Source organism: Scytonema hofmannii PCC 7110 (assembly GCF_000346485.2).
GTDB lineage: Bacteria > Cyanobacteriota > Cyanobacteriia > Cyanobacteriales > Nostocaceae > Scytonema > Scytonema hofmannii.
On the sequence record NZ_KQ976354.1, the window covers coordinates 3570668 to 3583947 of the forward strand.

Below are 13280 nucleotides of genomic sequence, written 5' to 3' on the forward strand. Positions count from 1 at the left end.
TTAGTAAAAACTGAGTAGTTTTCCAGAAGCTTTACTTATTAAGCGAAAATTCAATATGTTTTAATTAAATCAATCACTATTAAGAACAAATCCATTAAAATGGCTGAAATATCTTAAAAAATAAACGATAATATTTGTCAGAATTTCTCTTAAAGAAATTTTTTACTAGTATTGAAAGCGATGGAACGACCTCAAGGACAAACAGTTACTTTAGACCACGTTGTGATTACAGAGGAGCTATCTCGACGATTGCCTCGTTCACCAAACTTACAATCAGAAAATCAAGCGATGCATACGTTGGCACGGCAGATGGTGAATCAGTCAGAAACGATGCTCAAAAGCCTGGTTGAAATAGCACTCTCCTTATGTCAGGCAGGAACCGCAGGCGTCAGCTTGCTTGACGTAACGCCTAGTGGTGAGGAAGTCTTTCGCTGGGATGTGTTAGCTGGAACCTTGGAACAGTACGTTGGCGGAACCACACCCCGTAACTTTAGCCCCTGTGGCACTTGCCTCGATCGCGGCAAACCACAGCTTTATTCCCATCCCGAAAGGTATTTTACCTATTTCCAAGCAACAAAAACTCCCTTCGTTGAAGGGTTAGTTTTACCCCTCATCGCTGATAACCATGCCCTCGGCACTATTTGGATCGTGTCTCATGATGAGCAGCGACACTTTGACCCAGAAGATGTACGGGTAATGACAAGCTTAGCAGACTTTACCGCTGCTGCCTTACTGTTAAATCAACGACAGACTAAGGAATTGTTGGCGAAGAATGCCCAACTAGAGGCTGAGGTTGTCGAGCGCCAACGAGCAGAAACGCAATTGCTCCATATTGCTTTTCATGATGGATTGACAGGACTGCCGAACCGAAACTTATTCATGAAGCGGTTGGCACAGACACTCGAACGTGCCGAAGAGCATGAGGATTTATTTGCCGTCCTTTTTCTGGATTTAGATCGCTTCAAGGTTGTTAACGATAGTCTGGGACACACCATTGGAGATCGATTGCTAATTGCGATCGCAGGCCGACTCCAAACCTGTCTGCGGTCTGGAGATCTATTGGCGCGTCTCGGAGGAGATGAGTTTGCCATCCTCATAGAGGAGATGAAGTCTATCAACGATGCCATCCATCTTGCCGAGCGACTCCAACAGGAGTTAACACTACCTTTCCATATTCATGGATACGAAGTGTTTACCACTTTAAGCATTGGCATTGTCTTCAGTACTGTAGGATACGAGCAACCAGAGAATCTTTTGCGCGACGCTGATATTGCAATGTACCGTGCCAAAGCTTTAGGTAAAGCGCGTTACAAGATATTTGACACAGCCATGTACACTGAAAGTAGAAAGCTGTTGCAGTTAGAAACAGACCTGCGGCGTGCTGTTGAGCGTCAGGAATTTCGGATTCATTACCAACCAATTGTTTTGTTGTCAACCAACAAAATTATTGGGTTCGAGGCCCTCCTACGCTGGCAGCACCCAGAACGGGGTCTGGTTTTGCCAACGGAGTTTATTTCAGTGACGGAAGAAACTGGACTGCTCGTACCTATTGGTTATTGGGTACTTCGAGAGGCTTGCCGCCAGGTGTATTTATGGCAGCAGCAATTTCAGGACAACAGTTTGACAATCAGCGTCAATCTTTCTAGCAAACAATTTTCACAACCCAATCTCAACGAACATATATATCAAATTTTACAAGAAACTCACTTAGCTCCACGAAGTTTAAAGCTGGAGATTACTGAAAGTATGATGATGGAAAACACTGTTAGAGCAACAGCAATGCTTTGGCAACTGAAAGAATTAGGTATTGAATTACATATGGATGATTTTGGGACTGGCTATTCATCCCTAAGTTATCTGCACCGCTTTCCAGTGAGTGTTTTAAAAATCGATCGCTCCTTCATTCATAGTAGCGAGAAGTCAGAAATTGTGCGGGCGATCGTTACACTAGCTCATAATTTAGGCATGGATGTCATAGCAGAAGGTATAGAAACGTTGGAGCAAAAGGAAAAACTTAGAGCACTGGAATGCAAATACGGGCAGGGGTATTTCTTCTCCGAGCCACAAGAAGCATCAGCAGTCGAAGCCTTGATTGCTCAACGAGTACAGAAGGCGGCTTATCGCAAACTCATGCCTAGTCACAAGTTTGTCAACAAAAATTGACAAAGAAAACATTCCCTAAGATAGATGCGTTAATCTAAATTCAGATCTAGCATAGAATCAGTAAATAACCAACACTCATTGGAGATGAGTTTTTCGGTTCGATGCACCAAAACTGTGTAGTTCGCTACTGGTGAGGTGACAGTTGATTGCAGATGCCGATAGAAAATTTTCTATCTTTGTCTGAAAACAGCCCAAATTGCTGGGCTTATAACTGGTGAACCATAAATATTATGAAAATCGCACAAATCGCCCCCTTGTGGGAACAAGTTCCGCCTACCACCTATGGAGGCACTGAGCTAGTTGTGAGTCGTTTGACTGATGAATTAGTATGTAGAGGTCACGATGTCACGTTGTTTGCTTCAGGCGATTCCAAAACCCTAGCTCGTTTAGAAGCGGGTAGTCCCCATGCATTGCGCTTGGATACAAGCATAAAAGAACCCGTAATGTATGATATTCTACACGCTAGCCAAGCTTACGAACATGCAGCTGAATTCGATATTATCCACTCCCATATAGGAGTTTGGTCATTGCCTTGGGCTAGTACGGTGTCAACACCAACAGTACATACCCTGCATGGTATCTTTACTCGTGACAACAGCAAAGTATTTAGGCGTTACCATACGCAACCATACATCAGCATTAGTGACGCCCAGCGTCTGTTAAACATAAATTACGTTGGCACAGTTTACAACGGTATTAACGTCTCTGCGTTTCCATTTTTTGCCAAACCCCAAGAACCATCTTATCTGGCATTTTTAGGCCGCTTCTCGCCAGAAAAAGGACCGCAACACGCCATTAATATTGCTAAGCAAACAGGCTGGCACTTGAAAATGGCTGGGAAAGTGGATGCTGTAGACAAGAAGTTTTTTGAAGAAGAAATTGCTCCCCACATAGATGGTAAGCAAATCGAATTTTTGGGTGAGGTTAATCACACACAAAAAGCTGAACTTTTAGGAAATGCAGCGGTGACTCTATTCCCCATTACCTGGTGTGAACCTTTTGGGTTGGTGATGGCTGAATCTATGGCAACTGGTACACCAGTCATTGCAATGAATATGGGATCTGTATCTGAAGTCATTGTCAATGAAAAGACAGGTTTTGTCTGCCAAAGCTACGAAGAAATGGCGGCGATGATACCAAAAGCTTTGGAGATCGATCGCCAAAAGTGCCGAGAACACGTGGAGAACAAATTTAGTGTTACCCAAATGGTTGATGGCTATGAGGCAATTTATGAAAAAATCGTTGGGGAACGCAACTTTAGAAGTTGGTTCAATTCTGCTTTGAGAAATTCGTTGGAATCAATTACAGCATTTAGACGTTAACGATATTTTGTTTGATTAATCACAATGCTCCCTTGATATGGGAGCATTTGCTTTTTTTGTCTTAATGGTATAAGGCGCGTCAGGATTGTCGCACACCCGCTAGGATTAGCGCGATCGCTTCATTGGTGTGTTGATCGAGCATTGCTTTGCTCAAAAGCCCCTTACCCTGAGGAAACTGCTGAATGTTTCCCGCACCGATAAAATAGAACAAGCAAGTTCCCATAATGTTAATTGCAGACTGAAACGGATCGAGTGGACGAAATATCCCCTTAGCCACGCCTTGTTGCAGAATTGCGATCAAGGCAGTATCAATACTCACAGAGCTACTGCATTTATAATACTTTCCTTGGTTTTGCACTGCTTCGTGAAACATGATAGTCGGGAGTTTTGGGTTACGCGATACACAACTGAGCAATGCTCTCAAAAATCTTTCCAACGCGACTTCAGGAGACAAATGCTCCAACTGTAATTTCTGAATCGTTTGCCTCAGATCGGCATGCGATTGCTCTAAGACCGCTTGATACAAACCTTCTTTATCTTTAAAGTAGTAATAAATCATTGACTTTGCAAAACCTGTTTTGGCTGCGATCGCTTCTGTTCGTGCCGCAGTAAAACCATGTTGAGCAAACTCTTCTTCTGCTGCTGCCAAAATCACAGCTTGAGTCGCCTCAGCATCTCTCTCTTGCTTGGCATTCTTTACTTTTTCAGATTTTGTACGCGCCACAGTTGTTACAGGATTCAAAGAACTTATGAATCAGTATACCTCTTACCAACTGAACAGTCAGTTGACAAGAGAGCGTCAAACCTGTTTGATGAAAATTAACCAACTGACAAGTCTGTCGATAAAGGGGAAAATCATGATAATATGAAGGCAATGGGTTCAGCGATCGGCAACAGTTTCAAGTCTTTTCATGCTTACCGAGCTTAGTCACTCAGAGAACGAATAAAATTAAGCCTACGACAAACTCAACATACTAAATCTCGGTAAACCTAAGTCGAGTCAACCCGACAGAACTAGTTATTGTATTGAATCAACTGTGCTCGCGGTGTCGCGCCCGAATTTGAGGGCTTCCGCCGAAGCCCAACTCATGAATCATAACTTAAGCTAATATTTCAAATCACTTCTACTCATCTGATATGTATTGTAAAGTTAAGTAAACAGGTGTAAATTAAGTTCATAAGCAAAAAAGCTTATACACATTCGCAAAAAATCATTGCAATCATAAAACCATGACAGCAACCTTACAACGCCGCGAAAGCGCAAGCGTGTGGGAGCAGTTTTGTAATTGGATCACTTCTACCGAAAACCGCCTTTATGTAGGCTGGTTCGGCGTAATCATGATCCCCACACTGCTTTCCGCAGCGATCTGCTTCATCATTGCTTTCATCGCTGCTCCTCCAGTAGACATTGATGGTATCCGCGAACCTGTAGCAGGTTCCTTGCTCTACGGTAACAACATCATCTCTGGTGCAGTTGTTCCAAGTTCCAACGCAATTGGTCTTCACTTCTACCCCATCTGGGAAGCGGCTTCCTTAGATGAGTGGTTGTACAACGGTGGTCCATACCAGTTGGTGGTTTTCCACTTCCTGATTGGCGTTTTCTGCTACTTGGGTCGTGAGTGGGAATTGTCCTACCGCTTGGGAATGCGTCCTTGGATCTGTGTAGCATTCAGCGCACCTGTAGCAGCAGCAACCGCAGTCTTCTTGATCTACCCCATCGGACAAGGTTCTTTCTCCGACGGTATGCCCTTGGGAATTTCTGGAACTTTCAACTTCATGTTGGTGTTCCAAGCAGAGCACAACATCCTCATGCACCCCTTCCATCAGTTAGGTGTAGCAGGTGTATTCGGTGGTAGCTTATTCAGTGCAATGCACGGAAGCTTGGTAACCTCTTCCTTAGTTCGTGAAACAACTGAAACCGAATCTCAGAACTACGGTTATAAGTTCGGACAAGAAGAAGAGACCTACAACATCGTCGCTGCACACGGCTACTTCGGAAGGCTTATCTTCCAATACGCAAGCTTCAACAACAGCCGTTCCTTGCACTTCTTCTTGGCAGCATGGCCAGTAGTCGGCATCTGGTTTACTGCACTGGGCATCAGCACCATGGCGTTCAACCTCAACGGTTTCAACTTCAACCAATCTGTAATCGACTCACAAGGTCGTGCGATTGGCACCTGGGCAGACATCCTCAACCGCGCTAACCTCGGCATGGAAGTGATGCACGAGCGCAACGCTCACAACTTCCCCCTCGACTTAGCATCTGCTGAAGTTGCTCCTGTCGCAATCAGCGCTCCTGCTATCAACGGTTAATCATAGCAGTACGCGACTAAAAAGCATCAATAGCTAAATACAAGGCGCTCTCCTATTCGGAGGGCGCTTTGTGCGTTTGGAGTTAACGTTCTTATTAGGAATAGGTGCGGTCTTAAATGCACATCAGTTGAGATAATATTTGTATATAACAATCAAATTTTTCTTTTTCATTTCATCACCTATATGATTTTCATGCATTGGTTAGTCTTGATGACTCTCTCTACAGGATTAATTACATTAGTGTTTCAGTTGATTTTATCTCTTAAGCAACTGGTTCAAAGACAGTAACCTATAGGTAATGGTGGCATCAATGCCGCTCAAATCCAATCTACGTGTGGCTGCTTGTAGGGAATAGCCAGCAGCTGCTGTAACGGCATATACATAAGCATAGCTGAAATCTTCTTTTTGAGTGTTGAGGCTCATTATCTGCGATCGGGGGAATATTAAATAAGATATTCCAAATAAGGACGTATTTCGCCGTATATCGCGATTTGAGAGCGAAAGGATAAATATAATTTTTTACTTTCATTATAGAATTTAGAACAGAAACCGTGTGGTAATAAATAGTATGATAAAACTTTATCGATAATATAGTAGAATATAGTCATGTAGTACCAAGTCAAGGCTAAACATGACATGAAACTTGCGGATTACGCAAAGGCAATAGGTATATCTTATCAAACAGCATGGAGACACTTTAAAGCAGGTAAGATTCCATACCCCACAAAGCAACTAGACACAGGGACATACAGCAGTATAGCCGTTAAGCGGAGCTTATCGCCTCCCTTGGGCGCTCTGCACCATCGCTCCCAGACGGGCGATGAAAGCGCCATCGCGTGGAACGCACTGCTATGTGGAACAATCGCTCGGACCGCTTTCAGAAACGCTTTTCAAACATAAGCTGTTCCATATCTATTTTGCATATTGAACCGCAACAGACGCAGAGGGCGCAGAGTAAGAGAGAGAAGAGTTTGGTACTTTTTATCAAATTTAAAAAATATGCAAATTAAATGTGTTTTAGCTTACTACTGGTTCGCTTCTCGTATTTTGTGGGATTGACACGCAAGTGATTGAGGCAGCATAAATGAATTTTTGAAGGGTAGTAGCTTATGGAAGTCTGGGTGAATTTGGAATTTGGTGATGGTGATTTTCAGCAGGGATTTAGTCAAATCAAAATTCAAATAGATGCTTTTTCAACTCAGAGTTCTTCTATACAATTAGAAACCCAATTACCTCCAGCCCAGGAAATTCCAAATAGCTATGAACGCTGGAAAAAAATCTATGACTCGTTAGTTCAACCTAACAGCAGAGGTTTTAAAAAAAAGCAATTGACAAATGTCTCCGCAGATGCTGGGTTTGAATATGCTAAGTCTTTAAGGTCAAAATTAAATCAATGGCTACTACCAATTAAGTCACAGTTAGAACCAGTCATTCCTTCAAGCGATCGCGCTGATATTCGTTTAGTTGTCAACACCTGTGGCGTAACATCAGAACCTACAAAGGACATCTTACATCGCATACCTTGGCAGGAGTTCCATTTATTTGGGGAACATTCTTTATTGGAAGCAGCACTTTGTTTTAAGGATTCTCTGCTTTCCCAGGATGTCCGAGCAACAAAACCCAATTCGGAAACTTTCAGAAGAATTAAAATTATCAGTATCTTTGGAGATAGTAGCCATCTCGATACCTCCACCGATGAAGAATTAATTACCCAGTTAGAAAAACGCGGTGCGGAAACTCTTTTTTTGAAAGAACCAAAGCGGGAAACACTTCATAAACTTTGGGATGAACCTTGTGATATTTTGTTTTTTGCAGGACACAGTGAATCTCAAGATTATGGTCAGAAAGGTATAATTGCCATTAATCCCAATGAGACTTTAGATTTAGAAGAAATTCCGCGTACTTAACTTCAGCAATTCGTAAAGGTTTAAAATTAGCCATTTTTAATTCCTGTGATGGTTTGGGTTTAGCACAACGATTGGCTGATTTAAATTTACCCTATGTTATCGTTTGGCGGGAACCAGTACCGGATAAAATCGCGCACAAGTTTCTCAACTTTTTTCTTTCTTCTTATGCTGGTGGAGATTCTTTATTTACTGCTGTTTTGAAAGCCAGGGGGAAATTACTTGAACTGACAGGGAAGTCTTTGGGAGAAAAGCCCCTACCAGGAGTGAGTTGGTTACCCATTATTTGCAAAAATACATTAGAACTTCCTCCTAGTTGGTCAGATTTGGGCGGATTATCTGGTAAGTTACCTGAGTGTCCATATCAAGGTTTATCTGCGTTTGGGGAAGAGGAGGCAGATTTTTTCTTTGGTCGGGAGACGTTTGTTGATGCGTTAGTAGCCGCAGTTCAAAGTAAATCTTTGGTTCCTGTGGTTGGTGCTTCTGGAAGTGGGAAGTCTTCTGTGGTGTTTGCAGGGTTGGTTCCTCGTTTGCGAAAAGTTGGGAATTTCGAGATGATTTCTTTTCGTCCGGGGAATAATCCCCTTGGTAATTTAGCGATCGCATTAAATCATCATTGTCATTCCCCAGTGTCACTGCAAGAAGAAAATACAACTCCCATACAACGCAGATTAGACCAAATGATTTTAGAGGTGGACTTGCGGCATGATGAGAAAAAGTTAGCCCAGATTACAAATGATATTATCACCCACACACAGAGAAGGCAAGATGCCTACTCCACAAATGCATCAAATTCTTGTGAGATGGGCATCCCGCCCGTCCATTTAGTCTTAATCGCAGACCAATTTGAAGAACTTTACACCCTCACACCGCAAGAGGAACGTCAACCTTTTTTAGATGCATTAATCTACGCTATCAACTACGCTCCTCGATTTACTCTGGTTCTGACACTGCGGGCGGATTTTTATGGCTATGCCTTATCTTACCGTCCTTTTAGCGATGCTTTGCAAAAGGGAATTTATAATCTCGGTCCGATGAACCAGGAGGAGTTGCGTTGTGCGGTTGAAAAACCGGCGCAAAAAATGAAGGTGGAACTTGAGGAGGGGTTGACTGATACTTTAATGAGAGATTTGGGTGATGAACCGGGACGTTTACCTTTACTTGAGTTCACCCTAATGCAGCTTTGGTTCAAACCGAGAAAATGGTTTCTCACCCACGAAGCTTATCAAGAAATTGGTGGTTTGGAGAAGGCTTTGGCTAACTACGCCGATACAGTATTAGATAAGCTGAGTCAGGGTGATAAGAAACGGGCGGAAAAAATATTTATTCAGTTAGTGCGTCCTGGGGAAGGTACGGAGGATACCCGACGTGTGGCGACTCGCCCGGAAGTGGGGGAAGCAAATTGGGATTTAGTTCAACAATTAGCTGATGCGCGTTTGCTGGTGACGGGTTGTGATGAGACGAGCGAAAACAACGAAGAGACGGTAGAGATAATTGCCTCTGGTAGTACTGACGATACCATAAAACTCTGGAGTCGAGAAGGTAAGCTACTAAAAACCCTCGACACAAATCTCAGTGGTACTATTAGTATAAGTTTTAGCCCGGATAGTAAGCTTTTTGTTACTGCAAGTTTTGACAATGTTATCAGACTGTGGAGTCGCGATGGTCAGTTACTTAAAACTCTCTCGGAACATAAAGCAGAGGTCAACAGCGTTAGTTTTAGTCCTGATGGCAAAATGTTAGCTTCCGGTAGTAATGACAAAACCATAAAACTTTGGCATCGTGAAGGTCACCAACAGCCGAGCGCATGCCCCTGGTCGATTTTCCACCCACAACTGGCATACCCCTTCACCGAAGACCGATCGCACACCCCTGGTCGATTCTTTACCCACAACTGGCATACCCCTTAGTCAAAGTCTCGTTGTAGTACTAAACTTCTTACATTCTTTAACTTCACTTCACTACCACCACCTCTCTTCACAATTGGCAAAGGTATTGTTGGAGAAACCGGGTTTCTGAAGCTATGAAACCGGGTTTCTGAAGCCGATCTATGGAATTTCAGCTAAAAACTGCCAGCAATCATCCCAGAAAGTAAGATAAAACCAATCCAAACATTCTGTCGGAACATTTCACCATAGCCCGAGTTAGGCAAGTCTTTCTGTCCCAAGCGGATGCACTGCCAAATCCATCCAACAGACGCGATCGCAAGACTTATCCAAAAACTCAGGTGAAGTGGCACAATCAACCCCAGCCAACCCAGTAAAATGACAGTGCCGATAAAGAAAACTCCAATCGCCACAGAGGCGTACTCACCAAAAAATAAAGCGCTAGAATTTACACCAATTCTGCGGTCATCTTCGCGATCGCTCATAGCATAGACAGTATCAAATCCCAATGTCCACAGTACCGTTGCACCCCAAAGTATCCAAGTTGGGAGTGAAAGGTTGTGTGTGACTGCACTCCAGCTAATTAAAACAGCAAAACCCCAAGCAATGGAAAGTACCAGTTGTGGAACGGGAAAAACTCGTTTTGCTCCAGGATAAAGCAAAATAACAGGAACGGCTGCCACACACAACCAAAATGTGAGCGCGTTAAGATAGAAAGCGAGAACAGCGGCACATCCCATCGCGACTGTGGCGATCGCAATACCGACTTTTACGGAAAGCGCACGGTTCGCGAGAGGGCGATCGCGAGTTCTTTCAACCTGTGGATCTATATCTCTATCCCATAAATCATTGACAACACAACCCGCAGCGCTCGTAGCGAGAGTTCCCAGAACGATAACGCCAACGAGTGGTAAAGGCGGTTTTCCAGAAGCCGCTAAAAACACAGCCCAAAGGGCAGGAATCATTAAAATTAATCGTCCTTCTGGTTTATGCCACCGCAAAAGCCGGACGATCGCAAGCCATGTTGGTTCAGTGTTTCGTTCTGGCGTAGTTAGCATAGATAAATATAGATATAGACAGAGAGCTTTATTAAGCTTTACATCTATAGAATATCGTTATTTGATATTTGTAAAAACACAACTACAAAGTGGCAACTTTGTATGTGGCAAAGAAGTCACGTGAGGTTGTAGGTAACAGGGTCAATCTCTGCTTCTCAGGTAAAGCCCATAAAAAGCAAACTTGAGAACAAATTATATTCCACATTACAAATAATTATGCCGATCGGATCGGCAGTACCAACTTGTTCCATGCCAAACAGAGAGAAAACATAGATGGTAAATTTAGTTTCGGCAAACTGGGCGAGTCTACCCACTCAACCAGTCGATCAACATCGGATTATAGCGGCTATTGATTTGGGGACAAATTCACTCCACATGGTGATCGTGAGAATTGAACCCTCACTCCCAGCTTTTAGCATTATTGCTAGAGAAAAAGAAACTGTAAGGTTGGGCGATCGCGACCTCATAACAGGTGATTTGAAACCAGAAGTGATGGAACGGGCGATCGCGACTTTGGGACGTTTCCAAAAAATGGCAAACACCCTGAATGCTGAAACAGTCATTGCTGTTGCTACAAGTGCAGTCAGAGAAGCCCCTAACGGAAAAGATTTTCTCAAACAGGTAAAAGACGAATTGGGCTTATGCGTTGACCTCATATCGGGTCAGGAAGAAGCACGGCGAATTTACTTGGGCGTTCTATCAGGAATGGAACTCAACAACCAACCTCATATCATTATTGATATAGGTGGTGGTTCCACAGAATTGATTCTGGGCGATAGTCATGAAGAACGCACTCTCACCAGTACCAAAGTAGGTGCAGTGAGACTCACAGGTGAATTCATTAAAACCGATCCCATCAGCAATATTGAATTTCAGTACTTACAATCTTATGCACGCGGAATGTTGGAACGGGCTGTAGAAGAAGTACAAGCAAACATCAAGTTTGGCGAACATGCACGCTTGGTTGGGACTTCCGGTACGGCTGAAACTTTAGCAGCGATTGATGCGCGGGAAAAGTTGGGTTATCTTCCCTCCACTCTCAATGGTCATGAGGTGAGTCTGAGAGATTTACGCGAGTGGGTCAATCGCTTGCGAAAAATGAGTCATGTAGAACGAGCGACTATTCCCGAAATGCCAGAAAAACGGGCGGAAGTGATATTGGCAGGTGCGATTATATTGCAGGAAGCCATGACTCTTTTGGGAGTTGAGTCATTTGTTGTGTGCGAACGTTCTCTGAGAGAGGGTGTGATTGTAGACTGGATGCTTGCTCACGGTTTAATTGAAGACCGTTTGCGCTACCAGAGTACGGTACGCCAACGGAGCGTTCTTAAAACAGCAAAGAAATTCCACGTGAATATAGAGCATGGCGATCGGGTGGCTGTGTTTGCCCTGAGTATATTTGACCAAACTAAAGGAATACTTCACAATTGGGGCGCAGAAGAACGGCAATTACTTTGGGCTGCTGCAATATTACACAATTGCGGTCATTATGTCAGTCACTCCTCACACCACAAGCACTCATATTATCTCATTCGTAATAGTGAATTGCTAGGTTATAACGAAACAGAGATAGAAATTATTGCTAATGTGGCACGCTATCATCGTAAATCCGCACCTAAGAAAAAGCATGATAGTTATGGGAGTTTGACAAGTAAAACTCACAGACAAATTGTTAACCAGTTAAGTGCTATTTTAAGATTGGGAGTGGCTTTAGATAGGCGACAAATTGGAGCTATTACACGATTACAATGTAAATATTTGTCTAAAGAGAAGGAATTCCGTCTCAAAGTTTTTCCAGCACATTTTAATGATGACTGTGCTTTAGAACTGTGGAGTTTGGATTATAAAAAAGGAATCTTTGAAGAGGAATTTGGCGTGAAATTAGTGCCTATTTTGGAAACGTCTACTGTTCCAAGTAGTTGTTAGGAAAATGATGGCATTTCTTTGAACCACAGTAGGGGCGCAACGCCTTGCGCCCCTACAGCTTTTTTTATGAACCGCAGAGGCGCAGAGAACGCAGAGGGAAGAGAGAAGAGATTTTACCGTAGGTTGGGTTGAGGAACGAAACCCAACATTTACAGGCATTTGTTGAGTTTCTCCACGGCGATCCCAACCCACAAAAGTTCTCAGCCCTTGTAGTATTGGGTTAGGGGGATCTCCAAAGCGTGAAATCCCGTAAGTCTTAACGGCGCGATCGCTATTACTGGAGTTTCCTTTTGCTTGCAGTTACCACTAGATGAGTTCTTGAAAGCTACTTTAGCGATCGCTTGTATATTTTAATCTACAGTAAAACCAGTATATTGACGCATGAATTGAGATTTATACGCTAGAACAATGTCTTGTTTGGGAATGCCTAACTCCACTAACTCGTTGGCGATTCCATCTTCCGTACCATCGTATTGAATCCAAATTTTGTCACCTTTGATATCAATATGAATTAAGCATCCATAAACGCGGCGGCGGTTTTCCCAACCCACGCTAATGACTTGATAGTGATCTTGCTCGTTATCAAATGCAGTGTAACGCTCAATGTCACCAAATGATGGTTTGATTTGACTGTAGTCCGTCAAAATTTGCTTAATTGCTTGACGATACTCATTTATTTTATCCATTGTGCGAGCGCCTGTTAAGTTC

Annotated in this window: 10 protein-coding genes; 6 read left to right on the forward strand and 4 right to left on the reverse strand. The window is 43.2% G+C overall.

Going from position 1 to position 13280, the window contains the following annotated elements:
* Positions 1-180: 180 nt before the first annotated feature.
* On the forward strand, positions 181-2163 hold the full coding sequence (locus WA1_RS15200) for a bifunctional diguanylate cyclase/phosphodiesterase (protein ID WP_017742606.1): 1983 nt from the start codon (positions 181-183) through the stop codon (positions 2161-2163).
* Between the two features lie 230 nt (positions 2164-2393).
* Positions 2394-3485 (forward strand): glycosyltransferase family 4 protein, encoded by a 1092-nt coding sequence (locus WA1_RS15205; protein WP_017742607.1) that lies wholly within the window; start codon positions 2394-2396, stop codon positions 3483-3485.
* A gap of 79 nt (positions 3486-3564) precedes the next feature.
* Here WA1_RS15205 and WA1_RS15210 read toward each other — a convergent pair whose 3' ends face one another.
* Positions 3565-4209 (reverse strand): TetR/AcrR family transcriptional regulator, encoded by a 645-nt coding sequence (locus WA1_RS15210; protein ID WP_272819143.1) that lies wholly within the window; start codon positions 4207-4209, stop codon positions 3565-3567.
* Positions 4210-4715: 506 nt separating this feature from the next.
* On the opposite strand from WA1_RS15210, the gene psbA reads away from it, so the two are divergent.
* Positions 4716-5798: a photosystem II q(b) protein gene (gene psbA / locus WA1_RS15215; protein WP_017742609.1), complete on the forward strand. Its 1083-nt coding sequence runs from the start codon at positions 4716-4718 to the stop codon at positions 5796-5798.
* Between the two features lie 255 nt (positions 5799-6053).
* Here psbA and WA1_RS54995 read toward each other — a convergent pair whose 3' ends face one another.
* Positions 6054-6221: a DUF4365 domain-containing protein gene (locus WA1_RS54995; protein ID WP_017742610.1), complete on the reverse strand. Its 168-nt coding sequence runs from the start codon at positions 6219-6221 to the stop codon at positions 6054-6056.
* A 686-nt stretch (positions 6222-6907) separates the two neighbouring features.
* Between WA1_RS54995 and WA1_RS15225 the strand changes: the two genes are divergently transcribed.
* Both WA1_RS15225 and WA1_RS15230 read left to right on the forward strand, forming a co-directional pair.
* A complete protein-coding gene (locus tag WA1_RS15225; RefSeq protein ID WP_017742612.1) occupies positions 6908-7705 on the forward strand; it encodes a hypothetical protein in 798 nt (265 codons plus the stop codon).
* Between the two features lie 53 nt (positions 7706-7758).
* Positions 7759-9612 (forward strand): WD40 repeat domain-containing protein, encoded by a 1854-nt coding sequence (locus tag WA1_RS15230; protein WP_017742613.1) that lies wholly within the window; start codon positions 7759-7761, stop codon positions 9610-9612.
* A 152-nt stretch (positions 9613-9764) separates the two neighbouring features.
* On the opposite strand, the gene WA1_RS15235 is transcribed toward WA1_RS15230, so the two are convergent.
* Positions 9765-10646, reverse strand: coding sequence for a 4-hydroxybenzoate solanesyltransferase (locus WA1_RS15235; RefSeq protein ID WP_017742614.1), 882 nt, complete (start codon positions 10644-10646; stop codon positions 9765-9767).
* Positions 10647-10919: 273 nt separating this feature from the next.
* On the opposite strand from WA1_RS15235, the gene WA1_RS15240 reads away from it, so the two are divergent.
* Positions 10920-12572 (forward strand): Ppx/GppA phosphatase family protein, encoded by a 1653-nt coding sequence (locus WA1_RS15240; protein ID WP_017742615.1) that lies wholly within the window; start codon positions 10920-10922, stop codon positions 12570-12572.
* A gap of 350 nt (positions 12573-12922) precedes the next feature.
* On the opposite strand, the gene WA1_RS15245 is transcribed toward WA1_RS15240, so the two are convergent.
* Positions 12923-13258 (reverse strand): XisI protein, encoded by a 336-nt coding sequence (locus tag WA1_RS15245; RefSeq protein WP_017742616.1) that lies wholly within the window; start codon positions 13256-13258, stop codon positions 12923-12925.
* Positions 13259-13280: the final 22 nt, after the last annotated feature.